Here is a 22,195-nt window from a genome sequence, read left to right on the forward strand (position 1 = left end):
TTTACTATAAGATATTGTTTTTTTATAGTTAAAAAACATGTGTAAATTTTAAATTCGTAATTTATAGCTTCAAATATGATAATAATGGAAAATATTAATATTTGGGAAACTGTTAAATTTAAAAGTATCATACTTAATTTTGATCTTTTTATAACTTTTAAACAAAAAAACCATCCCTTTAAGGGATGGTTTTATGTTAAATTATGTTACAAGTAGTGGATTATTTGTCCCAGAATATTTTTGTGCTTAATTTATCTCCTCCAATAGAGCTTGCTGCTGCATTGTAATTTGTAGCATTTAATGTTTGCTCTCTAATAGGATAAGCCATTCTTGAAGGAACTTGACCTCCGGCAGCGGCATCAGCATTTGCAGGTGGTGTAAGAACAGGAAAATTTAATCTTCTTGTAGATGTCCATCCTTCAAAGCCTCTGTTGAATAATGCGTACCAAGCTTGTTCTCCTACTTTTTGTTGCCATGTTCCTGTAGCTGTAGCATAAGCAACAGCAGGTTGGGCTAAGTAAGCATCTGCATCTACTGTAGATATGCCCCAGTCTTGCATAGATGCTTTGATTGCAGTTTCATAATGTGTAGCGATATCCCCGCTTACTGCAACTCCTCTTCCTGCAGCTTCTGCTCGTAAAAATTCTACTTCGGCATAGTCTAATAAAGTTCCGCTAAAGTCTGGTGCTTTTATTGTGTCGCTTGCATGTGTGAATCTGGATTGGCTATTTTTAGATCCAACTATTCCTCCTTTGTATCCTGTAATAGTTATTAGCTCTTTTGTTACCGGATCGGTATCTTTGTAGGTTGGTCTGAAATATACAGTTTTTCTTGGGTCATTTAGAGTAACTAAAGCGTCTACAAATGGTTTTGCTACAACAAAATCATTTCTTCCTGAGAATACCATATCTACATAAAGTGGATTGGTATTAGGAAGATTTGTCATGTATGGCAATTTTGCATTGTCTTTATTAGATGTAAATGCACCTTCAGAGCCGGAAATGATTGCAGCATCAGCAATTGCTGATTCTAAACCAGAAGCTTTAAGATTTATCCCTAATTTTAATTTGATACTATTGGCAAATTTAACCCATGCACTTAACTTATCTTTGTAAATAACATCGGCATCTCCAAAAGCTGGCTGTGAAACATCTATGTTAGTAATAGAAGCATTCAAACGAACAATAAGATCTTTGTAAATATCTACTGCTTTATCATATTTAGGAAGGTAATTTCCTGATCCTTTCAAGGCTTCTGAATAAGGTACGTCTCCATATGTATCTACTAATATTTGATAAGTATAAACTGTTAAAATATCAATAAGTATTAATTGATTTTTTTTGATAATAGTTTTTTGAGCAAATTCCGGGTCTGTTGATAGGATTACTTCTTTTTCAGTGAAGTCTTTTGCTTGAGCCAGCTCGGCTAAACTCCCGGCGTAAAGTCTGTCCCAGTGATTGTCTGAAATTTTACGAGTTACCCAATTGTAAGTAGATTCATCCAGATAGGTTGTCTCTGTCCATTGTTGATTTACTAATCTAAATATGTTTTTATTTACATTTGTATTTACAAGTTGCTCTGTTAAGCTTTTTTCTGCATTAGTGAATAATGTGCTTGCTGGTACTACAGAAGGGTTTTTTACATCTACATTTAAGTCTGTTAGGCTATTATCATCACATGAAACTGTGAGAATCATAATTCCTAAAGCATATATTAATTTTTTCATTTTTTCTGTATTAAAATTTGAATGTTAAGTTAAATCCAATATCTCTGGTTGTTGGTAGTGATCCAACTGAATAGCCTCTTGAGCTATTTCCTGAAGATAGTCCGCTTTCTGGATCTGCGTAAGGTAGATTTTTACTGATTATCCATAGATTCGATCCTACAAGACTTGCTGATGCAGCACTCAAGAATGTATTGTCGAACATCTTTTTTGGAAAGTTATATGTAATTGATACTTCTCTTAGCTTTACAAATGAAGCATCATAAATAAACGCTTTGTTTGGTGCTGCTTGGTATCCTAAACTATTTGAGATTGATCCTCCTTCTGTTTTTACGGTATTCACACTTCCATCTGGCGCTACACCTTGATTTAAGATTCCGTTTTCTCTGATGTCGCCTACAGCTGTTTCTTTATATAATCCTGATGCAAGGCCGTAGTACATATCTAATGAGTAAATGTCTCCTCCTTTTTGAGTGTCAATTAAGAATCCAAAAGATAAATTTTTATAAGTGAATTTATTTCTAACACCACCAATCCAATCAGGAGTTATGTTTCCTATTGTATTGCTTGAACTTGTTGTTATCATATACTTTCCGGTAGCCTGATCTATAGTTGGTTGGCCGTTCGTGTACACATAATCTGTTCCTTTTAATGCTCCGTATGCTTCTCCTGGAGCCGCGTTAACTGTAACTCCTCCTTGGAAAGAACCTAGTTGAAGATTGTCTAGCCCATTTGGCAAAGAGATAACTTTACTTTTATTATTTGACCAGTTTACAATAATTTCCCAGCTAAAGTCTTTTGTTTTAATTGGTGTTCCGCTTAATTGTAATTCTAGACCTGTATTTTCGATATTTCCACCGTTAACTAATCCGGCAGTATATCCAGATGCAGAAGAAACAGCTGCTGAAACAATTTGATCAACAGAATTTGTTTTGTAATAAGTGATATCAAATCCTAAACGTCTGTCTAATAAACTAGTTTCTAAACCAACCTCAAATGATTTTGTTCTTTCTGGTTTAAGGTTCGGATCTTTGTTGATACTGCGAAATGGAAGTAATAAAGAGTTTGTGTAAAGAGGTTGTCCTTGAAAGTTTGAAACTCTTGTATAAGTATTGTTTAATTGTAATGCATCTGCATCATTCCCAACTTCAGCATAATTTACTCTGAATTTTCCAAGGTTCAACCAGTTTGCTTTTACTAGATTTGAGAATAAGAAAGATCCTGAAACCGCTGGATAAACATATGAATTGTTGTTTTCTGGCAATGTAGATGAAACGTCTCTTCTTATAGAAGCGTCTACGAAATATGTGTCTAAAAACCCGATAGATCCTTGAGCGTAAATACCATTAACACCTGAAGAAATTTTTGCTTCTTTTGGGAATGGTAAATCTAAACGAGAATTTGATAGGGCATATATTCCAGGTACTACTAATCCTCCAACTGTAGATGCTAGTACGCTTTCTCTGTCATTTCTTCTTATGTTTGTTCCAATAACTCCATTTACGCTTATGTTTTCGCCAAATTTTTTATTGAAATTTAACATAAAGTCATAATTGATCTCTTGAAAGTTTATGTCATTTCTTTGGTAACCTGATGATTCATCAACAGGAGAAAGACCAAATCCGGAAGCAATAGATCCTATGGCTCTTCTTTCTTCTTGAAGTTGTTTGTAAGTGTCTAATGAAACTCTTCCTAAAGCGCTTAACCATGGAGTGATGTCATAGTTAAGAGATGCGTAGCTAAACAAACGTGTTCTGTCATCAGATGAGTAATTTTGATAACGAGTAAAATAAGGGTTATCCCAATAAGCAGGTACTAAACCTGACGGAGAAGTTGGGTCGGTCCAGTTCCATGTTACATTTTGACCACCTGATGCAAAATAAACATCTTTAAGGGCTTTAACATCTGTATTTGTTTGCCACCACTGTCTAAAGTTACTCATGATATTGTCATTATATCCAGTTGAGTTACGTCCTACTGTACTTTGTAATGTAACAGAAGCATATGCATTAGCGGTAAGTTTGTCTGTTACTTTTTGACTAAATCTTGCACTTATTTGATTTTTCTTTAACTCACTATTTGGTAAAATACCTGTTTGGTTTGTGTTTACATAAGTTAATGATAAGCTTGATCTGTCTGTAGATTTTTCTAAAGCTATGCTGTTAACAAATGTATGAGCGTCGTTGAAGAATTTAGCTGGTCCATTTTTTGCAGCTGCCCATGGAGTAGCTTTGCCATAATTTGGTGAAAATGGTGTAAAAGCATCCCATTGGTAAACAGGTTGATTGTCAAATGCGTCTCCGTCAGATGCGTCATTAGATGTATCTACTGTGTCTGGTGTTCCTGTTCCTAAAAAAGATGATCCAAAACCGTAACCTGATCCGTATCTGTTTTGGTATTCAGGAAATGTTTTTTTATCAATACTTCCGTTAGTAAATCCGCTTGAAAAAGAGAATCCTATTTTATTGTCGTTTGATTTTCCTTTTTTAGTTGTTACCATTACAACACCATTTGCGGCTCTTGATCCGTAAAGTGCTGTTGCAGCTGCTCCTTTAAGAATGTTAATGCTTTCGATATCTTCTTGGTTGATATCTGATGCATTATTTCCATAATCGTAACCTCCGCCACCAACTTGTTGAGATGATGCATTTGAATTCGAGTTGTCAATTGGTACACCATCAATTACCCAAAGGGCCTGATTGTTTCCTGTAAGAGACTTGTTTCCTCTTATTACAACATTTGTAGATCCTCCAAAGTTGTTATTTCTTTGAACTTCAACACCTGCAGCTTTACCGGATAGAAGGTTTGCAACGTTGGCATTTCCTGCTCCACCATTAATGTCTTTTCCTGCAATTTGTTGAGATGCGTATCCTAAAGATTTTTTCTCTCTTTTAATCCCCATAGCTGTTGTTACTACAACTCCTTCAAGTTGCTGGGCATCACCGGATAATTTAGTGTTTACTTGTGATGAGCTCGCTGTGATTTCTTGCGATTTCATTCCAATGTAGCTAAATACTAAAACTTGACTTGGTGCTGCTTTGATAGAATATTTACCGTCAAAATCAGTTTGTGTTCCGGTTTTTGTTCCCTTGATTAATACACTTACGCCTGGTAAAGGTATTCCTGCATCATCGGTAACTGTGCCCGAGACAGCTCTTTCTTGCGCAAAGGTTAATTGCGCGAATAGCACTAATAATAGCACTAAAAATCCATTGAACTTTGGTTTCATTTTCTCAATTATTTTGAATTAGTGATGCAATATTCATAATAATTTGTTAATAATCCTAACGTTGTATTAACGAATTTTAAGAGATCGTTAAAATTTAACATTATAACATATGCTAACGATAGTGTTAAATAACTGAATTTCCTGAAGTGTTGTCCCGCCGTTAGTGAGATTAATTCGAAGTAGTCCGCTAGTAGTTTGTATGGTTGTTCCTATTCCAATTCCTGTTAAATTATGGATTTTATCTGGATTTTGGCTACTTGTTAAATCTTGGTAAATTGCATAATCTATAATTGAATTTATGTATAGATTTTTTGAAACTACATATCTGTATTCTGTTAGGAGCATAGATGTAAAATTGGCCTGAAGACTATTTTCTAAAAAGCCTCTTATGGAGTTAATGCCACCAAATCTAAATAATTCGTTTATGATGTAGTTATTGCTTTTAAGATAAAAGCCTTGCAGATTTATATTTATGTAATTCTTTTTGTTTAATTCGAAATTATTTGAAAAGTTGGTATTTATATAGAATTGTGGACTCGAGTTTGCTGTATTTGGATTGTTATTTGTGTTTCTTTTTCCGTATCCGGCGATGAAGCTTAGGTATGTTTTTTTTGGAAAAAGAGTGCTTGTGTAGTCCAGCTGTTTGTAGTCAAGTGTAGAAGTAATATAAGAATTTTTAAAATCACTAATTATTGAATTGTTGGTATTTTGGATATCACTTGATTCTGTTGATTGATATCCCAGATATATTTTCGAATTGTAGTTTAAATAATAACCTAAATCAATTGCTGTTTTTGTATTTTGAAATGTGCTGTCTTGTTTGAATATGTTGAGCTGTGCTTTTAAGCCTAATGAAGAATTAAATATATAGGGAAATTCTATTTTGGTGTTAAAAGTTTTTTGTTGATTTCCATCACTTTTCCAATAAAGTGAAAATTGTTCACCTGAGTGTAGTGTATTTAATAAGGCAATATCCAGATATCCGTTAAGTGTTGTTTTTTTATCATCATCATTTGAAAATCCAATATATCCATCAAACGTATTTGCTTTTCTTTTTTCGATATAAGTATATATTTTAGTAGAGTCACTGGTGAATAATATTTGTGGGTATTTAGTTTGAGTTATGAATTCAAAACTATTTATATCGTCGTGAAGTTCTTTTACGATTTCCTGATTAAAAGTTTTATTTAGGTATTTTTTATTCAGTTGTTTTAAATGACCTTTTGGAAAATAATTTTTCTCTTGAGAGTCTGTTTGAATGATAATAATTGAATTAACGCTGCGTTTTTTTTCGGATTTAAAGTTTAAGATCCCATAAATTATTAAATTCTTTCTTTTAATATTGTCGAGTTTTATTTTGCTTAGGGCAAAACCTTTTTTTTCGGCATTAATTATCTGTTGATTTAAAAAGTTTTCAAGTTGATTATATGCTACAATTACAGTGTCATTTTTTGTTTCTGCAGAGTTTGAAAGAATATTGTCTTTACCTATATATATATGTATCTCTTTGATTTGTTTTTTTAAATCTATTTTTGATGTATATGTGCTGTCATTTATTTGTTTTGTTTCTTGGATTTTATTGTCTAAAAAGCCAATGGAAGTTAATTTTTGAGATGTGCTTTTTGTTTCATCATGCAATGATTTTATATTACTGTGCTTAATAGAGTAGTTTAATGAATCGATTATTCGATTTTCGATTTCGTTAGAGCCAATTATTTTTAAATAAAAGTTTTGGCTATAAGATGAAAAGCTGAAGAGAAAAAAGAATATATATAATAAGTGTTTCAAAAGCAATTGTTTCATTTATTAAAAGTATTGCAAATATCAATTGTTTGTTTGTAAAAACATAAGCTTAAATAATGTTATTGAAAATTAATGAATTAACGTTTGTATAGTGAAAAATATTTTATACATTTGCAACCCCGTAAAAAGCGGGAATTTAATATACATAATAAATTTTTAGTATTAATTATGCCAACAATTCAACAATTAGTAAGAACAGGAAGAACTCAGATCACTAAGAAGAGTAAATCGGTTGCTTTAGATTCTTGTCCTCAAAGAAGAGGGGTTTGTACGCGTGTTTACACTACTACACCAAAAAAACCAAACTCTGCAATGCGTAAAGTTGCGCGTGTACGTTTGACAAATGGTAATGAAGTGAATGCTTACATCCCTGGAGAAGGACACAATCTACAAGAGCACTCGATAGTATTAGTGCGAGGTGGAAGGGTAAAAGATTTACCAGGTGTTAGATATCATATCGTTCGTGGAGCGCTTGACACGTCAGGAGTTGCAGGAAGAACGCAAAGAAGATCTAAGTACGGTGCTAAACGCCCAAAAGAAGCAAAAAAGTAATTTAAAACGTTAAAGTTGGAGGTTAGGAGTTAAGGGTTTGAAATTAGGCGCAAGCTAAAGTGGATGACACATAACATTTAACGGATGACCTATAACTTTTTATTAAAAAAAAGACATGAGAAAAAGAGCGGCAAAGAAAAGACCACTTTTACCAGATCCAAGGTTCAACGACCAACTGGTAACACGTTTTGTGAACAACTTAATGTGGGACGGTAAGAAATCTACAGCTTTCAAAGTATTTTATGATGCAATTGACATCATTGAGTCTAAAAAGCAAGATTCAGAAAAATCTTCATTAGAAATTTGGAAAGATGCTTTAACAAACGTTATGCCTCACGTAGAAGTACGTAGCCGTAGAGTTGGTGGAGCTACATTTCAAATTCCAATGCAAATTAGACCAGACAGAAAAATTTCTATGGCAATGAAGTGGTTAATACTTTATTCTAGAAGAAGAAATGAAAAATCTATGGCACAACGTTTGGCATCAGAATGTTTAGCTGCTGCTAAAGAAGAAGGTGCTGCGGTTAAGAAAAGAATGGATACTCACAAGATGGCAGAAGCTAATAAAGCTTTCTCTCACTTTAGATTTTAATTCGTAAGAAATGGCTAGAGATTTAAAATATACAAGAAATATCGGAATTGCTGCTCACATTGATGCTGGTAAAACAACAACAACTGAGCGTATCCTTTTTTATACTGGAAAGTCACACAAAATTGGTGAAGTACACGATGGTGCTGCAACAATGGACTGGATGGCTCAAGAGCAAGAAAGAGGTATTACAATTACTTCAGCTGCAACAACTTGTGAGTGGAATTTTCCAACTGAACAAGGTAAACTTTTGCCTGAATCATTGCCTTACCACTTTAATATTATTGATACTCCTGGACACGTTGACTTTACTGTAGAGGTAAACCGTTCTTTACGTGTACTTGATGGTTTGGTTTTCTTGTTTAGTGCTGTTGATGGTGTTGAGCCTCAATCAGAAACTAACTGGAGACTTGCTGATCAATACAGAGTTCCTCGTATGGGATTCGTAAATAAAATGGACCGTCAAGGATCTAACTTTTTGGCAGTTTGTCAACAAGTTCGTGATATGTTAAAATCAAATGCTGTTGCGATCACTTTGCCAATTGGTGAAGAAAATGATTTCAAAGGTGTTGTAGATTTAGTAAAAAACCAAGCTATTATTTGGCATGATGCAACTCAAGGGGCAACTTTTGATATTGTTGAAATTCCTGCTGATATGGTTGCAGAGGTTAAAGAGTACAGGTCTATTCTTATTGAAGCAGTTGCTGATTACGATGAAAATCTTTTAGAGAAATTCATGGAAGATGAAAGCTCTATTACAGAGGAAGAAATCAACAACGCTTTAAGAGCTGCTACTATGGATATGGCTATCATCCCGATGATCGCTGGTTCTTCTTTCAAAAACAAAGGAGTTCAATTCATGTTAGATGCAGTTTGTAAATATTTACCTTCTCCAATGGATAAGGAAGGTATCGAAGGAATTCACCCTGATGATGCTGAATTATTAGAAGAAGATCAAACTAAAATCTTACGTAAGCCAGATGTAAAGGAGCCGTTCGCTGCTTTAGCATTTAAAATTGCTACTGACCCATTCGTAGGTCGTTTAGCTTTCTTCCGTGCTTACTCTGGTCGTTTAGATGCTGGTTCTTATGTTTTGAACACACGTTCAGGAAATAAAGAAAGAATTTCTCGTATCTACCAAATGCATGCTAACAAACAAAATCCAATCGAATTTATTGAGGCTGGAGATATTGGGGCTGCTGTTGGATTTAAAGATATTAAAACTGGAGATACATTGTGTGATGAAAAACACCCAATCATTCTTGAGTCTATGAAATTCCCTGCACCAGTAATTGGTATTGCAATTGAGCCTAAAACAAAAGCTGACGTTGATAAAATGGGTATGGCTTTAGCTAAATTAGCTGAAGAAGATCCAACATTTACTGTTAGAACAGATGAGGCTTCAGGGCAAACTATTATCTCAGGTATGGGTGAGCTTCACTTAGATATCTTGGTAGATCGTATGAAACGTGAATTTAAAGTTGAAGTTAACCAAGGTGAGCCTCAAGTTGAATATAAAGAAGCGTTTACTAGAACTGCTACACATAGAGAGACTTACAAGAAACAATCAGGAGGTCGTGGTAAATTCGGTGATATCGTATTTACACTTGAGCCAGCTGACGAAGTTGATGGTAAAGTGCCTGTAGGATTACAGTTTATTAATGCGGTAAAAGGTGGTAACGTTCCTAAGGAATATATTCCATCTGTAGAAAAAGGTTTCCGTGAAGCTATGAAAACTGGTCCTTTGGCTGGTTATCAAGTGGATAGTTTGAAAGTAACTTTGACAGACGGATCTTTCCACCCTGTCGATTCTGATGCTCTTTCTTTTGAATTAGCTGCAAGAATGGGTTATAGAGAAGTAGCTAAAGCTGCTGGAGCAATTATTCTTGAGCCAATCATGAAAATGGAAGTTATTACTCCTGAAGAAAACATGGGGGATATCGTAGGTGATATCAACCGTCGTAGAGGTCAGGTTAATGACATGGGTGATAGAAATGGTGCTAAAACTATTAAAGCTGATGTGCCATTATCAGAAATGTTTGGATATGTAACAACACTAAGAACATTATCTTCTGGTAGAGCAACTTCAACAATGGAGTTTTCTCACTATGCAGAAACACCTTCTAATATTTCAGAAGCTGTAATTAAAAAAGCAAAAGGTAACGCTTAATTCTTAAGAAAATGAGTCAAAAAATCAGAATAAAACTAAAATCTTACGATCACATGTTGGTAGATAAGTCTGCTGAAAAGATCGTAAAAACAGTAAAAACTACTGGAGCAGTTGTAACAGGTCCAATTCCTTTGCCAACTCACAAAAAACTTTTCACTGTACTACGTTCTCCGCACGTTAACAAAAAAGCGAGAGAGCAATTTGAAGTAATGTCATACAAGAGATTGATTGATATTTATTCATCTTCATCTAAAACTATTGATGCATTAATGAAACTTGAATTGCCAAGTGGAGTTGAAGTGGAAATAAAAGTATAATTTTTTTATTATATTTTATATAGAAAAGCGAGGCATTTTTGTCTCGCTTTTTTTTTATCAAAAAGTTTTATTTTATCATCTTTTGTAAGATGTCAATTGCTGTTAATTGCTGTTTCTTTGCTTGAAGTGTCTTTGGTTTAGGCTGTTGCGGAGGTTTTTTATGTAAAAGATTAGGTAAAGGTTAAGGTAATGGATCTTATGAGTTAAGGTGATGAGAAATATTTTTTTGAAGAAAAAAAAATATTGTCAGTGTTAAGATCGTTGCTTTGATTTTGATAATGAGCTATTTAATTTTTATAACTGTTTGGTATATTCAATTTTAATGTATACTTTTGCACTCCCTGTTTGGAAATTTCTGTTATTTTCAAATTGAAGGGAATTTTAGTAATTAATAATTAATATTTATGTCTGGGTTAATTGGTAAAAAAATCGGCATGACTAGTATTTTCGACGAAAATGGGAAAAACATTCCTTGTACAGTAATCGAAGCTGGGCCGTGTGTTGTTACCCAAGTCAGAACCAAAGGTGTTGACGGGTACGAAGCGTTGCAACTTGGTTTCGATGACAAAAACGAGAAACATTCCACTAAAGCGGCTTTAGGTCACTTTAAAAAAGCTGGAACTGTTGCTAAGAAAAAAGTCGTTGAATTTCAAGATTTTGCAACTGAACAAAAATTAGGAGATCTTATTGATGTTTCTATTTTTGCTGAAGGAGAATTTGTAGATGTACAAGGTGTGTCTAAAGGTAAAGGTTTTCAAGGGGTTGTTAAGCGTCACGGATTTGGTGGTGTTGGACAAGCAACTCACGGTCAACACAACCGTTTAAGAGCGCCAGGTTCTGTAGGGGCTTCTTCATATCCATCTAGAGTATTCAAAGGAATGCGTATGGCTGGAAGAATGGGAGGAGACAATGTAAAAGTTCAAAACCTTAGAGTTTTAAAAGTAGTTGCTGAAAAGAATCTACTTGTTATTAAAGGATGTGTTCCTGGACATAAAAACTCTTATGTAATCATTCAGAAGTAATGGAAGTAAAAGTATTAGATTTCAACGGAAAAGATACTGGAAGAAAAGTTCAACTTTCTGATTCAGTATTCGCAATTGAACCAAATAATCACGCTGTATACCTTGATGTAAAGCAATATCTTGCTAATCAAAGACAAGGGACTCACAAAGCTAAAGAAAGAGCTGAAGTAACAGGAAGTACGCGTAAGATTAAAAAACAAAAAGGAACAGGTACTGCTCGTGCGGGAAGTATCAAAAATCCATTGTTTAAAGGTGGTGGAACAATTTTTGGACCAAGACCAAGAAGTTATTCATTTAAATTGAATAAAAGCTTGAAAAGATTGGCAAGAAAATCAGCTTTCTCAATCAAAGCAAAAGAGTCAAATATTATCGTTCTTGAGGACTTTAATTTTGAAACTCCAAACACTAAAAATTTCATTAACGTTTTGAAAGCTTTAGGGTTAGATAATAAAAAATCTCTATTTGTGTTGGGTGAGTCAAATAAAAATGTATATTTGTCGTCACGCAATTTAAAGGCTTCGAATGTCGTAACTAGCTCAGAATTAAGCACTTACGCTATTTTAAACACTAATAATTTAGTGCTTTTAGAAGGTTCTTTGGAGTTAATTGAAGAAAATTTAAGTAAATAATAGGAATATGAGCATCATAATTAGACCTATAGTAACAGAAAAAGTAACCAAAGAAAGTGAAGTTTTAAACCGCTTCGGATTCGTTGTTGACAAAAAAGCAAACAAAGTTCAAATTAAGAAAGCTATTGAAGCTGCTTATGGAGTAACTATCGTTTCAGTTAACACGATGAACGTAAGACCGGATAGAACTACAAAATACACTAAAAGTGGTTTGATCAGTGGAAAGACAAATGCAATTAAGAAAGCGATTGTTCAAGTACAAGAAGGAGAAACAATTGATTTTTACAACAATATCTAAGATAGAAAAATGTCAGTAAGAAAATTAAAACCTATTACCCCAGGTCAGCGATTTAGAGTTGTGAATGGTTATGACGCCATTACAACTGATAAGCCGGAACGCTCTTTGATAGCGCCGATAAAAAACTCTGGAGGTAGAAATAGTCAAGGAAAGATGACCATGCGTTATACGGGTGGTGGTCACAAGCAGAGATATCGTATTATTGATTTCAAAAGAACTAAAGACGGAATTCCGGCTACTGTGAAATCAATCGAATACGATCCAAATCGTACTGCATTTATCGCTTTATTAGCTTATGCTGATGGAGAGAAAACTTATGTAATTGCTCAAAACGGATTGAAAGTTGGTCAGAAATTAGTTTCTGGTCCAGAATCTCAACCTGAAATTGGTAATACATTGCCTTTAAGCAGAATTCCTTTAGGAACTGTAATCTCTTGTATTGAGTTACGTCCAGGTCAAGGAGCGGTAATTGCTCGTTCAGCTGGTACATTTGCTCAATTAATGGCAAGAGATGGAAAATACGCTACAATTAAAATGCCATCTGGTGAAACAAGATTAATCTTGTTAACTTGTTCGGCTACAATTGGAGCTGTTTCTAATTCAGACCACCAATTAGTTGTATCAGGAAAAGCTGGTAGAACAAGATGGTTAGGAAGAAGACCTAGAACAAGACCTGTTGCAATGAACCCTGTTGATCACCCAATGGGTGGTGGAGAAGGACGTTCTTCTGGTGGACATCCACGTTCAAGAAATGGAATACCAGCAAAAGGTTATAGAACTCGTTCTAAGAAAAACCCGAGTAACAAGTATATCGTAGAACGTAGAAAGAAATAATAAGATATGGCACGTTCATTAAAAAAAGGACCTTTCGTTCATTATAAGTTAGACAAGAAAGTTCAGGAAAACGTAGAAAGTGGTAAAAATAGTGTAGTAAAGACTTGGTCTAGAGCTTCTATGATTACTCCAGATTTCGTTGGACAGACTATCGCAGTTCATAACGGTCGTCAATTTGTACCAGTTTACGTAACAGAAAACATGGTAGGTCACAAATTAGGAGAATTTTCACCAACTAGATCTTTTAGAGGTCATGCTGGAGCAAAAAATAAAGGTAAAAAATAAGAAGCAATGGGAGTTCGTAAAAGAGAAACAGCAGATGCGAGAAAAGAGGCTAATAAGTCTATTGCTTTCGCAAAATTGAATAACTGCCCTACTTCACCTAGAAAAATGCGCTTAGTAGCGGACTTGGTAAGAGGTCAGAAGGTAGAAAGAGCACTTAACATCTTAAGATTCAGTTCTAAAGAGGCTTCAAGAAAATTAGAGAAACTATTATTATCTGCAATCAACAACTGGGAGCAAAAAAATAGTGAAGGTAATTTAGAAGAAGCTGGATTATTTGTTAAGGAGATCAGAGTAGATGGTGGAATGATGTTGAAAAGACTTCGTCCAGCTCCACAAGGTCGTGCACACAGAATAAGAAAACGTTCTAATCACGTAACAATCGTGCTTGGAGCTATCAATAACACACAAAGCAATTCTTAAGCAGCATGGGACAAAAGACAAATCCAATTGGAAATAGACTTGGTATCATCAGAGGGTGGGACTCAAACTGGTATGGTGGAAATGATTACGGTGACAAACTTGCCGAAGATCACAAAATCAGAAAGTATATCCACGCTCGTTTATCAAAAGCTAGTGTATCTAAAGTAATCATCGAGAGAACTTTGAAACTTGTAACCGTTACTATCACTACTGCTAGACCTGGTATCATTATCGGAAAAGGTGGACAAGAGGTAGACAAGTTAAAAGAGGAACTTAAGAAAGTTACTGACAAAGAGGTTCAAATCAACATCTTTGAAATCAAAAGACCTGAATTAGATGCTTATCTTGTGGCGACAAGCATCGCTCGTCAAATCGAAAGCCGTATTTCTTACAGACGTGCAATCAAAATGGCTATTGCTGCTTCTATGCGTATGAACGCTGAGGGTATCAAAGTTTTGATTTCTGGTCGTTTGAATGGTGCTGAGATGGCGCGTTCAGAAGGTTTCAAAGAAGGTAGAATTCCTCTATCAACTTTCAGAGCTGATATTGATTATGCTTTGGCTGAAGCTCACACTACTTATGGTAGAATGGGTATCAAAGTATGGATCATGAAAGGTGAAGTTTATGGAAAGAGAGATCTTTCTCCGCTTGCAGGAATGGATAAAAAACAATCTGGAACTGGTGGTGGTAAAGGTGGAGATGCCCCTAGAGGTAAATCTAACTTTAATAAAGGTGGAAAACCAGACGCTCGTAAAAGAAAGTAAATTTTTAAACTAAAGAAAAATGTTACAGCCTAAAAGAACAAAATACCGTAAGGTACAAAAGGGTAAAATGAAAGGTAACTCTCAAAGAGGGCATGAACTTTCTAATGGAATGTTTGGTATTAAATCTGTACATGAAGATGGAATGTTCTTAACTTCTCGTCAAATCGAAGCTGCGCGTATTGCTGCAACTCGTTTCATGAAGAGAGAAGGACAATTATGGATCAAAATATTTCCAGACAAACCAATTACTAAGAAGCCTCTTGAGGTACGTATGGGTAAAGGTAAAGGTGCCGTTGAATATTGGGCTGCCGTTGTTAAACCCGGAAGAATTATGTTTGAAGTTGGAGGAGTTCCTTTATCAGTTGCAAAAGAGGCGTTACGTCTTGCAGCTCAAAAGCTTCCAGTAAAAACTAAATTCGTCGTTGCTAGAGATTTCGAAGCATAATTAAATTTATATTATGAAACAATCAGAAATAAAAGATCTTTCTGCAGCGGAGTTGCAAGAAAAACTTAGTCAAACTAAGAAAATATATGCTGACCTAAAAATGGCTCACGCTATTTCTCCAATTGAGAATCCACTTCAAATTAGAAGTGTAAGAAGAACAGTTGCAAGATTGGCTACAGAGTTAACTAAAAGAGAGTTACAATAATTGTATTCTGCTGAAAGATGGAAGAAAAAAGAAATTTAAGAAAAGAAAGAATAGGTGTTGTTACTTCAAATAAAATGGATAAGTCTATTGTTATTGCTGAAGTAAGAAAAGTAAAACACCCATTATACGGTAAGTTCGTGTTGAAAACAAAGAAATACGTTGCACACGACGAAACAAACGACTGTAACATTGGAGATACTGTAAGAATTAGCGAAACGCGTCCTTTAAGTAAAACAAAATGTTGGAGATTAGTTGAAATCTTAGAAAGAGCTAAATAATTATGGTACAACAGGAATCAAGACTAAAAGTAGCAGATAACACGGGAGCAAAAGAAGTTTTAACTATCCGTGTTTTAGGAGGTACCAAAAGAAGGTATGCCTCTGTTGGTGACAAGATTGTAGTATCTATTAAAGATGCAACTCCTAACGGTAACGTTAAAAAAGGAGCTGTTTCAACTGCAGTTGTTGTACGTACCAAAAAAGAAGTGAGAAGAGCTGATGGTTCTTATATCCGTTTCGATGACAATGCATGTGTTCTTTTGAACGCTGCAGGGGAAATGAGAGGAACTCGTGTTTTTGGTCCGGTAGCAAGAGAACTTCGTGAAAAACAATTCATGAAAATTGTATCATTAGCACCAGAAGTGCTTTAATTCGTTTTAAGATGATAAAGCTAAAAATAAAATCAGGAGATATCGTAAGAGTTATTGCTGGAGACCATAAAGGTGCTGAAGGTAAAGTTTTACGTGTTTACCGTGAGAAAAATAAAGCGATAGTTGAAGGTGTAAACATGGTTTCGAAACATACAAAACCAAGTGCTAAAAACCCTCAAGGTGGTATCGTTAAGAAAGAAGCTTCTATACAAATATCTAACATTTCACTAATTGATCCTAAAACTAAGGAAACAACTAGAGTTGGTATTAGAGTAGAAGGAGATAAGAAAGTAAGATTTTCAAAAAAATCTAATCAAGTACTATAGTAATGGCATATACACCTAGACTAAAAGAAGAATATAAGAGTAGAGTGATCTCTGCTCTTAAAGAAGAATTCGGATATACAAACGTGATGCAAGTTCCAAAACTTGAAAAAATCGTTTTGAGCCGTGGAGTTGGTGCAGCTGTATCTGATAAAAAACTTATTGACTATGCAGTTGATGAGTTAACAAAGATCACTGGACAAAAAGCAGTATCTACAATTTCAAAGAAAGACGTTGCGTCATTCAAATTGAGAAAAGGGATGCCTATTGGAGCAAAAGTTACTTTACGTGGTGAAAGAATGTATGAGTTTTTAGATAGACTTATTACTTCTGCTTTACCACGCGTTAGAGATTTTAGTGGTATCAAAGCTACTGGTTTCGACGGAAGAGGTAATTACAATCTTGGAGTTTTAGAGCAAATCATTTTCCCAGAAATTGATATTGACAAAGTAAACAAAATTTCAGGAATGGATATTACATTTGTTACTACTGCTCAAACAGACAAGGAAGCAAAGTCATTATTGGCTGAATTAGGATTACCTTTTAAAAAGAATTAAGACATGGCTAAAGAATCAATGAAAGCCCGTGAGGTGAAAAGAGAGAAAACGGTAGCTAAGTATGCTGAGAAAAGAAAAGCTTTGAAAGAAGCTGGAGATTTTGAAGGTTTACAAAAATTACCTAAAAATGCTTCACCAGTTCGTTTGCACAATCGTTGTAAATTAACAGGTAGACCAAGAGGTTATATCCGTCAATTTGGTATTTCGCGTGTAACTTTCCGTGAGATGGCTAATAATGGGTTAATTCCTGGAGTTAAAAAGGCATCTTGGTAATCTCGCAAAAAGTTAGTACTTTTGCAAACCAAAAAATAATTTTAATTGATTAAAGGTTCGGGAGACGAGTGTCTCCCGAAAACCGTAATCGCAATCAAATACATATGTATACAGATCCTATTGCAGATTATTTGACTAGAGTTCGTAACGCTGTGGCTGCAAACCACAAAGTTGTTGAAATTCCGGCATCTAATCTAAAAAAAGAAATAACTAAGATCTTATTTGATCAAGGTTATATCTTGAGTTACAAATTTGAAGACAACTCTGTACAGGGTTCAATCAAGATCGCTTTGAAGTATGATAAAGATACTAAAGAGCCTGTAATTAAAGATATCCAAAGAATTAGTAAACCTGGTTTACGTAAATACGCAGGTGCTGCCAAATTACCAAGAATCCTTAACGGATTAGGAATTGCTATTGTTTCAACTTCAAAAGGTCTTATGACTGGAAAACAAGCGAAACAATTAAATGTAGGTGGTGAAGTAATTTGTTACGTATACTAATTTTAAAGACTAAATAAGATGTCAAGAATAGGTAAAAGCCCAATTGTAATAGCTGCTGGAGTAACTGTTGAAGTTAAAGATGGTATTATTACAGTAAAAGGAAAAAAAGGTCAACTAACTCAGGAGTTTTCGGACATTACTGTAAAAGTTGAAGGCGATCAAGTTTTATTAGAAAGATCGTCTGATCATAAAGACCAAAGAGCAAAACACGGATTATACAGATCATTGATCAATAATATGATTATTGGTGTATCTGAAGGTTTTACAAAAGAACTTGAATTAGTTGGAGTTGGTTATAGAGCTTCAAACCAAGGTCAAAAATTAGATTTAGCTCTTGGATATTCTCACAATATTGTTTTAGAAATTGCTCCTGAAGTAGCTTTAGAAACAATATCTGAAAAAGGTAAAAACCCTATTGTAAAATTAACATCATTTGACAAACAACTTTTAGGACAGGTTGCTGCGAAAATCAGAGGTTTCCGTAAGCCTGAGCCGTACAAAGGAAAAGGTGTTAAATTTGTGGGTGAAGTATTAAGAAGAAAAGCAGGTAAATCAGCTTAAAAAATAAGATTATGTCATTAACAAAATCTGATAGAAGACAGAGAATTAGATTCAGAATTAGAAAATCGATTAGTGGTACTGCTGCTAACCCAAGACTATCTGTATTTAGAAGTAACAAGGAAATTTACGCTCAACTTATTGATGATGTAAATGGAGTTACTATTTTAGCTGCATCTTCAAGAGAAAAAGAAATAGGAAAAGGTACTAACGTTGAAGTCGCTGCTGCTGTTGGAAAACTAGTTGCAGAGAAAGCGTTAAAAGCCGGGATCGAGACCATCACTTTTGATAGAGGTGGATATTTGTATCACGGTCGTATTAAATCATTAGCAGAAGGCGCAAGAGCGGCTGGACTTAAATTCTAATATATTATGTCTAAATACAAAAATGTAGAATTGGTAAAACCAAGTGGTCTTGAACTTAAAGATCGTCTGGTAAGTGTTAATCGTGTTACTAAAGTTACAAAGGGTGGTAGAGCTTTCGGTTTTTCTGCTATTGTAGTTGTAGGTGATGAAAACGGAGTAGTTGGTCATGGATTAGGAAAATCTAAAGACGTTTCTGAAGCAATTGCGAAAGCAGTAGAAGATGCTAAGAAAAATTTAGTAAAAATTCCTTTGAACGGACAATCTGTTCCTCACGAACAAAAAGGTAAATTTGGTGGTGCACGTGTATTCTTAATTCCTGCTTCTCATGGTACAGGAGTTATTGCTGGTGGAGCTGTTCGTTCAGTTCTTGAATCAGTTGGTATTCACGATGTATTATCTAAATCTCAAGGATCATCAAATCCTCATAACGTAGTGAAAGCAACTTTTGATGCTTTATTACAAATGAGAAGCGCTCACACTGTTGCAAAACAAAGAGGTGTTTCTTTAGAAAAAGTTTTTAAAGGTTAATTCAAGGAAATTATGGCTAAATTATTAGTAAAACAAGTAAGAAGCAAAATCAACTGCCCTCTTTCTCAAAAAAGAGGTTTGGAAGCTTTAGGTCTACGTAAAATGGGACAAGTTGTAGAGCATGATTCAAATCCTGCAATCCTTGGGATGATAAACAAAGTTAAACACTTAGTTTCTGTAGAAGAAGCTAAATAACAAATACTGTTATGAATTTAAGTAACTTACAACCAGCTGAAGGGTCAACACACAATCAAAATAAAAGATTAGGTAGAGGAGAAGGTTCAGGAAAAGGTGGTACTTCTGCAAGAGGTCACAAAGGAGCAAAATCTCGTTCTGGTTATTCTAAAAAGATTGGTTTTGAGGGAGGGCAAATGCCACTTCAAAGACGTGTGCCTAAGTTTGGTTTCACAAACATCAATCGTAAAGAATACGAAGGTGTTAATTTAGATACGCTTCAATTATTAGTAGACAATGGTGTGATTACTGATTCTGTTTCTATGACAGATTTCGTAGCAAATCGTCTGGCTACCAAAAATGAAATCGTTAAGATTTTAGGTAGAGGAGAATTGAAAGCAAAATTAAAAGTAACTGCCCACAAATTTACTGCTACTGCTAAAGCTGCTATTGAAGCTGCTGGAGGAGAAGCTGTAACTATATAACTTATCTATTAAGATGAAGAAATTTATTGAATCAATAAGTAATGTTTGGAAAATCGAAGAACTGAAAAACAGAATCTTAATTACATTAGGATTGCTTTTAGTATATCGTTTTGGTGCACATGTAACGCTACCTGGAATTGACGCAACTCAATTAACAGGTTTAGCGGGACAAACTAAAAATGGTTTAGGATCAATCCTAGACATGTTTACAGGAGGTGCTTTCTCTAAAGCTTCAGTTTTTGCTTTAGGAATTATGCCTTATATTTCTGCATCTATTGTTGTTCAGTTAATGGGAATTGCTATTCCTTATTTACAAAAACTTCAGAACGATGGAGAGAGTGGTAGAAAAAAGATTAATCAAATCACTCGTTGGTTGACTATAGCTATTACACTGGTTCAAGGTCCAACTTATATCTATAATTTATACAGAACGTTACCTGGAAGTGCATTCTTACTAGGCTTTAATTCACCAGAATTTTTGTTTTCTTCTGTTATTATCTTAGTTACAGGTACAATTTTTGCTATGTGGCTTGGAGAAAAAATTACGGATAAAGGTATTGGAAATGGAATTTCATTATTGATTATGGTTGGTATCTTAGCTCGTTTACCGCAAGCTTTTATACAAGAATTTACAACCAGAGTTACCAATAACAATGGAGGTCCAATGTTGTTAGTTATTGAAATTATTGTGTGGTTATTAGTAATCATTTCTTGTGTATTGCTTACAATGGCAGTACGTAGAATTCCTGTTCAGTACGCTCGTCGTACAACAAGTGGGGATTACGAGCAAGATTTAGCAGGTGGTAATAGACAATGGATTCCTCTAAAGCTTAATGCTTCTGGAGTTATGCCAATCATCTTTGCTCAGGCAATTATGTTTATACCTGCAGCTGTAGCTGGATTGTCTAAATCAGACACATCACAATCTATTGTTGGTGCATTTAGTAATATCTTTGGTTTTTGGTATAATTTTGTTTTTGCAACTTTAATTATTGTATTTACATTCTTTTATACTGCGATCACTGTACCTACTAACAAGATGGCCGATGATTTAAAAAGAAGTGGTGGTTTTATTCCTGGCGTTCGTCCAGGGGCTGAAACTTCAGACTTCCTTGATAAAGTGATGTCTTTAATAACTTTCCCAGGATCTTTATTCCTTGCTTTGATTGCTGTGTTCCCAGCTATTGTTGTAAGTATTATGGATGTACAACAATCTTGGGCAATGTTTTTTGGAGGTACCTCATTAATAATTATGGTTGGAGTTGCAATAGATACTATTCAACAAATCAATTCATACTTGTTAAACAAACATTATGATGGTTTAATGAAGACTGGTAAAAATAGAAAAGCAGTAGCTTAATTTTTATATGGCAAAACAATCAGCAATAGAACAAGACGGATCAATCATCGAAGCATTATCAAATGCGATGTTCCGTGTAGAGTTAGAAAATGGACATGTCGTAATTGCTCATATTTCTGGTAAAATGCGTATGCATTACATCAAGTTATTACCTGGTGATAAAGTGAAACTAGAAATGAGTCCTTATGATTTGTCAAAAGCAAGAATTACTTATCGATATTAAAGGATATTCACTATGAAAGTTAGAGCATCAGTAAAAAAGAGAAGTCCCGAGTGCATCATTGTGCGTAGAAAAGGGAGATTGTACGTAATAAACAAAAAGAATCCTAGATTTAAACAAAGACAAGGATAATTATGGCAAGAATAGCAGGGGTAGATATCCCAAAAAATAAAAGAGGTGTTATAGCACTTACCTATATCTTTGGATTAGGAAGAAGTAGAGCTATTGAGATTTTAGAAAAAGCTCAAGTTAGCCAAGACAAAAAAGTTCAAGATTGGAATGATGATGAGATCGGAGCGATTCGTGATGCTGTTTCATTTTACAAAATTGAAGGAGAATTACGTTCTGAAGTTTCTTTAAACATCAAACGTTTGATGGATATTGGTTGTTACAGAGGTATTCGTCATAGATCTGGTCTTCCGTTAAGAGGACAAAGAACTAAAAACAACTCTAGAACAAGAAAAGGTAAAAGAAAAACTGTTGCTAACAAGAAAAAAGCAACTAAATAATAAGTAATATGGCTAAAGCAACTGCAAAAAAACGTAAAGTTATCGTTGAATCAACGGGAGAAGCTCATATTTCTGCTACCTTCAATAACATCATTATTTCTTTGACTAACAAAAAAGGTGAAGTTATTTCTTGGTCTTCAGCTGGTAAAATGGGTTTCAGAGGTTCTAAAAAGAATACTCCATACGCAGCCCAAATGGCAGCAGAAGATTGTAGTAAAGTAGCTCTTGAGGCTGGACTTAAAAAAGTGAAAGTTTATGTAAAAGGACCAGGAAACGGGCGTGAGTCTGCTATCCGTTCTATTCATAACGGTGGAATTGAAGTTACAGAGATTATCGATGTTACTCCAATGCCTCACAACGGATGTCGTCCTCCAAAAAGACGTAGAGTTTAATTTTATTTATTTAT

The 22,195-nt window shown here is 34.7% G+C and carries 32 protein-coding genes; 29 read left to right on the forward strand and 3 right to left on the reverse strand.

From position 1 onward, the window contains the following. Nucleotides 1-220: 220 nt before the first annotated feature. The 3 genes from RC62_RS04435 to RC62_RS04445 all read right to left on the reverse strand — a co-directional run bounded on the left by RC62_RS04435 (nucleotide 221) and on the right by RC62_RS04445 (nucleotide 6,755). Nucleotides 221-1,726 (reverse strand): SusD/RagB family nutrient-binding outer membrane lipoprotein, encoded by a 1,506-nt coding sequence (locus RC62_RS04435; protein ID WP_055093051.1) that lies wholly within the window; start codon nucleotides 1,724-1,726, stop codon nucleotides 221-223. 10 nt (nucleotides 1,727-1,736) lie between these two features. Then, nucleotides 1,737-4,952, reverse strand: a complete 3,216-nt coding sequence (locus RC62_RS04440; protein ID WP_055093053.1) for a SusC/RagA family TonB-linked outer membrane protein — start codon at nucleotides 4,950-4,952, stop codon at nucleotides 1,737-1,739. An 87-nt stretch (nucleotides 4,953-5,039) separates the two neighbouring features. Further along, complete coding sequence (locus RC62_RS04445) at nucleotides 5,040-6,755, reverse strand: hypothetical protein (RefSeq protein ID WP_055093055.1); 1,716 nt, start codon at nucleotides 6,753-6,755, stop codon at nucleotides 5,040-5,042. Between the two features lie 168 nt (nucleotides 6,756-6,923). Here RC62_RS04445 and rpsL point away from each other — a divergent pair, with 168 nt between their 5' ends. From rpsL to rpsK, 29 genes are all read left to right on the forward strand, one after another. Next, nucleotides 6,924-7,307 carry a 30S ribosomal protein S12 gene (gene rpsL, locus RC62_RS04450; RefSeq protein WP_007136570.1) on the forward strand — a complete coding sequence of 128 codons (384 nt, stop codon included), beginning with the start codon at nucleotides 6,924-6,926 and terminating at the stop codon, nucleotides 7,305-7,307. Between the two features lie 115 nt (nucleotides 7,308-7,422). Further along, entirely contained in the window at nucleotides 7,423-7,899 is a 477-nt protein-coding gene (gene rpsG, locus RC62_RS04455) for a 30S ribosomal protein S7 (RefSeq protein WP_007803600.1), read from the forward strand. A gap of 10 nt (nucleotides 7,900-7,909) precedes the next feature. Next, nucleotides 7,910-10,066: an elongation factor G gene (gene fusA / locus RC62_RS04460; protein ID WP_055093057.1), complete on the forward strand. Its 2,157-nt coding sequence runs from the start codon at nucleotides 7,910-7,912 to the stop codon at nucleotides 10,064-10,066. Between the two features lie 11 nt (nucleotides 10,067-10,077). Continuing rightward, nucleotides 10,078-10,383: a 30S ribosomal protein S10 gene (gene rpsJ / locus RC62_RS04465; RefSeq protein WP_007803605.1), complete on the forward strand. Its 306-nt coding sequence runs from the start codon at nucleotides 10,078-10,080 to the stop codon at nucleotides 10,381-10,383. 404 nt (nucleotides 10,384-10,787) lie between these two features. After that, nucleotides 10,788-11,405, forward strand: coding sequence for a 50S ribosomal protein L3 (gene rplC / locus RC62_RS04470; RefSeq protein WP_007803612.1), 618 nt, complete (start codon nucleotides 10,788-10,790; stop codon nucleotides 11,403-11,405). Then, a complete protein-coding gene (gene rplD, locus RC62_RS04475) occupies nucleotides 11,405-12,034 on the forward strand; it encodes a 50S ribosomal protein L4 (protein WP_041516263.1) in 630 nt (209 codons plus the stop codon). The genes rplC and rplD overlap by 1 nt, the downstream gene beginning before the upstream one ends. Before the next feature lie 7 nt (nucleotides 12,035-12,041). Beyond that, nucleotides 12,042-12,332 carry a 50S ribosomal protein L23 gene (rplW, locus tag RC62_RS04480; protein ID WP_007803621.1) on the forward strand — a complete coding sequence of 97 codons (291 nt, stop codon included), beginning with the start codon at nucleotides 12,042-12,044 and terminating at the stop codon, nucleotides 12,330-12,332. Between the two features lie 9 nt (nucleotides 12,333-12,341). Further along, the gene (rplB, locus tag RC62_RS04485) at nucleotides 12,342-13,166 is read left to right on the forward strand and encodes a 50S ribosomal protein L2 (protein ID WP_007803623.1); all 825 of its coding nucleotides are present in this window, start codon (nucleotides 12,342-12,344) and stop codon (nucleotides 13,164-13,166) included. 6 nt (nucleotides 13,167-13,172) lie between these two features. Further along, nucleotides 13,173-13,451: a 30S ribosomal protein S19 gene (rpsS, locus tag RC62_RS04490; RefSeq protein ID WP_012022488.1), complete on the forward strand. Its 279-nt coding sequence runs from the start codon at nucleotides 13,173-13,175 to the stop codon at nucleotides 13,449-13,451. Between the two features lie 6 nt (nucleotides 13,452-13,457). Continuing rightward, nucleotides 13,458-13,871: a 50S ribosomal protein L22 gene (gene rplV, locus RC62_RS04495; protein WP_007803631.1), complete on the forward strand. Its 414-nt coding sequence runs from the start codon at nucleotides 13,458-13,460 to the stop codon at nucleotides 13,869-13,871. A 5-nt stretch (nucleotides 13,872-13,876) separates the two neighbouring features. Continuing rightward, nucleotides 13,877-14,635, forward strand: a complete 759-nt coding sequence (gene rpsC / locus RC62_RS04500) for a 30S ribosomal protein S3 (protein ID WP_012022487.1) — start codon at nucleotides 13,877-13,879, stop codon at nucleotides 14,633-14,635. Nucleotides 14,636-14,654: 19 nt separating this feature from the next. After that, nucleotides 14,655-15,080 (forward strand): 50S ribosomal protein L16, encoded by a 426-nt coding sequence (rplP, locus tag RC62_RS04505; protein ID WP_007803637.1) that lies wholly within the window; start codon nucleotides 14,655-14,657, stop codon nucleotides 15,078-15,080. A gap of 13 nt (nucleotides 15,081-15,093) precedes the next feature. Next, nucleotides 15,094-15,285, forward strand: a complete 192-nt coding sequence (gene rpmC / locus RC62_RS04510; protein ID WP_007803639.1) for a 50S ribosomal protein L29 — start codon at nucleotides 15,094-15,096, stop codon at nucleotides 15,283-15,285. Nucleotides 15,286-15,302: 17 nt separating this feature from the next. Further along, nucleotides 15,303-15,563, forward strand: a complete 261-nt coding sequence (rpsQ, locus tag RC62_RS04515; RefSeq protein WP_007803646.1) for a 30S ribosomal protein S17 — start codon at nucleotides 15,303-15,305, stop codon at nucleotides 15,561-15,563. A gap of 2 nt (nucleotides 15,564-15,565) precedes the next feature. Beyond that, nucleotides 15,566-15,934 (forward strand): 50S ribosomal protein L14, encoded by a 369-nt coding sequence (rplN, locus tag RC62_RS04520; protein ID WP_007803649.1) that lies wholly within the window; start codon nucleotides 15,566-15,568, stop codon nucleotides 15,932-15,934. An 11-nt stretch (nucleotides 15,935-15,945) separates the two neighbouring features. Further along, nucleotides 15,946-16,260 (forward strand): 50S ribosomal protein L24, encoded by a 315-nt coding sequence (gene rplX / locus RC62_RS04525; protein WP_007803650.1) that lies wholly within the window; start codon nucleotides 15,946-15,948, stop codon nucleotides 16,258-16,260. A 2-nt stretch (nucleotides 16,261-16,262) separates the two neighbouring features. After that, nucleotides 16,263-16,814, forward strand: coding sequence for a 50S ribosomal protein L5 (rplE, locus tag RC62_RS04530; protein ID WP_035619635.1), 552 nt, complete (start codon nucleotides 16,263-16,265; stop codon nucleotides 16,812-16,814). A 3-nt stretch (nucleotides 16,815-16,817) separates the two neighbouring features. Then, a complete protein-coding gene (gene rpsN, locus RC62_RS04535) occupies nucleotides 16,818-17,087 on the forward strand; it encodes a 30S ribosomal protein S14 (RefSeq protein WP_007803655.1) in 270 nt (89 codons plus the stop codon). 104 nt (nucleotides 17,088-17,191) lie between these two features. After that, nucleotides 17,192-17,590: a 30S ribosomal protein S8 gene (rpsH, locus tag RC62_RS04540; protein ID WP_017495014.1), complete on the forward strand. Its 399-nt coding sequence runs from the start codon at nucleotides 17,192-17,194 to the stop codon at nucleotides 17,588-17,590. 18 nt (nucleotides 17,591-17,608) lie between these two features. Then, nucleotides 17,609-18,151, forward strand: a complete 543-nt coding sequence (gene rplF, locus RC62_RS04545) for a 50S ribosomal protein L6 (protein ID WP_055093060.1) — start codon at nucleotides 17,609-17,611, stop codon at nucleotides 18,149-18,151. 11 nt (nucleotides 18,152-18,162) lie between these two features. Then, a complete protein-coding gene (gene rplR, locus RC62_RS04550) occupies nucleotides 18,163-18,513 on the forward strand; it encodes a 50S ribosomal protein L18 (RefSeq protein WP_053470830.1) in 351 nt (116 codons plus the stop codon). Nucleotides 18,514-18,516: 3 nt separating this feature from the next. Next, nucleotides 18,517-19,041, forward strand: coding sequence for a 30S ribosomal protein S5 (gene rpsE / locus RC62_RS04555; protein ID WP_085950926.1), 525 nt, complete (start codon nucleotides 18,517-18,519; stop codon nucleotides 19,039-19,041). A 12-nt stretch (nucleotides 19,042-19,053) separates the two neighbouring features. Beyond that, the gene (rpmD, locus tag RC62_RS04560; protein WP_017495010.1) at nucleotides 19,054-19,236 is read left to right on the forward strand and encodes a 50S ribosomal protein L30; all 183 of its coding nucleotides are present in this window, start codon (nucleotides 19,054-19,056) and stop codon (nucleotides 19,234-19,236) included. 11 nt (nucleotides 19,237-19,247) lie between these two features. Further along, nucleotides 19,248-19,700: a 50S ribosomal protein L15 gene (gene rplO / locus RC62_RS04565; RefSeq protein ID WP_017495009.1), complete on the forward strand. Its 453-nt coding sequence runs from the start codon at nucleotides 19,248-19,250 to the stop codon at nucleotides 19,698-19,700. Between the two features lie 13 nt (nucleotides 19,701-19,713). Then, on the forward strand, nucleotides 19,714-21,060 hold the full coding sequence (gene secY, locus RC62_RS04570) for a preprotein translocase subunit SecY (RefSeq protein ID WP_055093063.1): 1,347 nt from the start codon (nucleotides 19,714-19,716) through the stop codon (nucleotides 21,058-21,060). Between the two features lie 7 nt (nucleotides 21,061-21,067). Beyond that, nucleotides 21,068-21,283, forward strand: a complete 216-nt coding sequence (gene infA / locus RC62_RS04575; protein ID WP_026714631.1) for a translation initiation factor IF-1 — start codon at nucleotides 21,068-21,070, stop codon at nucleotides 21,281-21,283. 12 nt (nucleotides 21,284-21,295) lie between these two features. Further along, nucleotides 21,296-21,412, forward strand: a complete 117-nt coding sequence (gene ykgO, locus RC62_RS22645) for a type B 50S ribosomal protein L36 (protein ID WP_072945378.1) — start codon at nucleotides 21,296-21,298, stop codon at nucleotides 21,410-21,412. A gap of 2 nt (nucleotides 21,413-21,414) precedes the next feature. Further along, nucleotides 21,415-21,789: a 30S ribosomal protein S13 gene (rpsM, locus tag RC62_RS04580; protein ID WP_007803675.1), complete on the forward strand. Its 375-nt coding sequence runs from the start codon at nucleotides 21,415-21,417 to the stop codon at nucleotides 21,787-21,789. An 8-nt stretch (nucleotides 21,790-21,797) separates the two neighbouring features. After that, the gene (rpsK, locus tag RC62_RS04585; protein ID WP_007803677.1) at nucleotides 21,798-22,181 is read left to right on the forward strand and encodes a 30S ribosomal protein S11; all 384 of its coding nucleotides are present in this window, start codon (nucleotides 21,798-21,800) and stop codon (nucleotides 22,179-22,181) included. Nucleotides 22,182-22,195 lie beyond the last annotated feature (14 nt).

It is taken from the genome of Flavobacterium aquidurense (assembly GCF_001404985.1).
Lineage (GTDB): Bacteria > Bacteroidota > Bacteroidia > Flavobacteriales > Flavobacteriaceae > Flavobacterium > Flavobacterium aquidurense_B.

What these genes read in the sequence shown, in the direction of transcription:
- rplW (WP_007803621.1), top strand. Translation starts at nt 12,042, where the DNA reads ATGAGCATCATAATTAGACCTATAGTAACAGAAAAAGTAACCAAAGAA.
- RC62_RS04445 (WP_055093055.1), bottom strand. Translation starts at nt 6,755, where the DNA reads ATGAAACAATTGCTTTTGAAACACTTATTATATATATTCTTTTTTCTC.
- RC62_RS04440 (WP_055093053.1), bottom strand. Translation starts at nt 4,952, where the DNA reads ATGAAACCAAAGTTCAATGGATTTTTAGTGCTATTATTAGTGCTATTC.
- rpsH (WP_017495014.1), top strand. Translation starts at nt 17,192, where the DNA reads ATGTATACAGATCCTATTGCAGATTATTTGACTAGAGTTCGTAACGCT.
- rplP (WP_007803637.1), top strand. Translation starts at nt 14,655, where the DNA reads ATGTTACAGCCTAAAAGAACAAAATACCGTAAGGTACAAAAGGGTAAA.
- rplO (WP_017495009.1), top strand. Translation starts at nt 19,248, where the DNA reads ATGAATTTAAGTAACTTACAACCAGCTGAAGGGTCAACACACAATCAA.
- rpsC (WP_012022487.1), top strand. Translation starts at nt 13,877, where the DNA reads ATGGGACAAAAGACAAATCCAATTGGAAATAGACTTGGTATCATCAGA.
- rpsK (WP_007803677.1), top strand. Translation starts at nt 21,798, where the DNA reads ATGGCTAAAGCAACTGCAAAAAAACGTAAAGTTATCGTTGAATCAACG.
- rpsG (WP_007803600.1), top strand. Translation starts at nt 7,423, where the DNA reads ATGAGAAAAAGAGCGGCAAAGAAAAGACCACTTTTACCAGATCCAAGG.
- secY (WP_055093063.1), top strand. Translation starts at nt 19,714, where the DNA reads ATGAAGAAATTTATTGAATCAATAAGTAATGTTTGGAAAATCGAAGAA.
- infA (WP_026714631.1), top strand. Translation starts at nt 21,068, where the DNA reads ATGGCAAAACAATCAGCAATAGAACAAGACGGATCAATCATCGAAGCA.
- rplE (WP_035619635.1), top strand. Translation starts at nt 16,263, where the DNA reads ATGGCATATACACCTAGACTAAAAGAAGAATATAAGAGTAGAGTGATC.
- rplB (WP_007803623.1), top strand. Translation starts at nt 12,342, where the DNA reads ATGTCAGTAAGAAAATTAAAACCTATTACCCCAGGTCAGCGATTTAGA.
- rplC (WP_007803612.1), top strand. Translation starts at nt 10,788, where the DNA reads ATGTCTGGGTTAATTGGTAAAAAAATCGGCATGACTAGTATTTTCGAC.
- rpsS (WP_012022488.1), top strand. Translation starts at nt 13,173, where the DNA reads ATGGCACGTTCATTAAAAAAAGGACCTTTCGTTCATTATAAGTTAGAC.
- rpsQ (WP_007803646.1), top strand. Translation starts at nt 15,303, where the DNA reads ATGGAAGAAAAAAGAAATTTAAGAAAAGAAAGAATAGGTGTTGTTACT.
- rpmD (WP_017495010.1), top strand. Translation starts at nt 19,054, where the DNA reads ATGGCTAAATTATTAGTAAAACAAGTAAGAAGCAAAATCAACTGCCCT.
- rplV (WP_007803631.1), top strand. Translation starts at nt 13,458, where the DNA reads ATGGGAGTTCGTAAAAGAGAAACAGCAGATGCGAGAAAAGAGGCTAAT.
- rplD (WP_041516263.1), top strand. Translation starts at nt 11,405, where the DNA reads ATGGAAGTAAAAGTATTAGATTTCAACGGAAAAGATACTGGAAGAAAA.
- rpsN (WP_007803655.1), top strand. Translation starts at nt 16,818, where the DNA reads ATGGCTAAAGAATCAATGAAAGCCCGTGAGGTGAAAAGAGAGAAAACG.
- rpmC (WP_007803639.1), top strand. Translation starts at nt 15,094, where the DNA reads ATGAAACAATCAGAAATAAAAGATCTTTCTGCAGCGGAGTTGCAAGAA.
- rplN (WP_007803649.1), top strand. Translation starts at nt 15,566, where the DNA reads ATGGTACAACAGGAATCAAGACTAAAAGTAGCAGATAACACGGGAGCA.
- rplR (WP_053470830.1), top strand. Translation starts at nt 18,163, where the DNA reads ATGTCATTAACAAAATCTGATAGAAGACAGAGAATTAGATTCAGAATT.
- rplX (WP_007803650.1), top strand. Translation starts at nt 15,946, where the DNA reads ATGATAAAGCTAAAAATAAAATCAGGAGATATCGTAAGAGTTATTGCT.
- RC62_RS04435 (WP_055093051.1), bottom strand. Translation starts at nt 1,726, where the DNA reads ATGAAAAAATTAATATATGCTTTAGGAATTATGATTCTCACAGTTTCA.
- rpsJ (WP_007803605.1), top strand. Translation starts at nt 10,078, where the DNA reads ATGAGTCAAAAAATCAGAATAAAACTAAAATCTTACGATCACATGTTG.
- ykgO (WP_072945378.1), top strand. Translation starts at nt 21,296, where the DNA reads ATGAAAGTTAGAGCATCAGTAAAAAAGAGAAGTCCCGAGTGCATCATT.
- rpsM (WP_007803675.1), top strand. Translation starts at nt 21,415, where the DNA reads ATGGCAAGAATAGCAGGGGTAGATATCCCAAAAAATAAAAGAGGTGTT.
- fusA (WP_055093057.1), top strand. Translation starts at nt 7,910, where the DNA reads ATGGCTAGAGATTTAAAATATACAAGAAATATCGGAATTGCTGCTCAC.
- rpsL (WP_007136570.1), top strand. Translation starts at nt 6,924, where the DNA reads ATGCCAACAATTCAACAATTAGTAAGAACAGGAAGAACTCAGATCACT.
- rplF (WP_055093060.1), top strand. Translation starts at nt 17,609, where the DNA reads ATGTCAAGAATAGGTAAAAGCCCAATTGTAATAGCTGCTGGAGTAACT.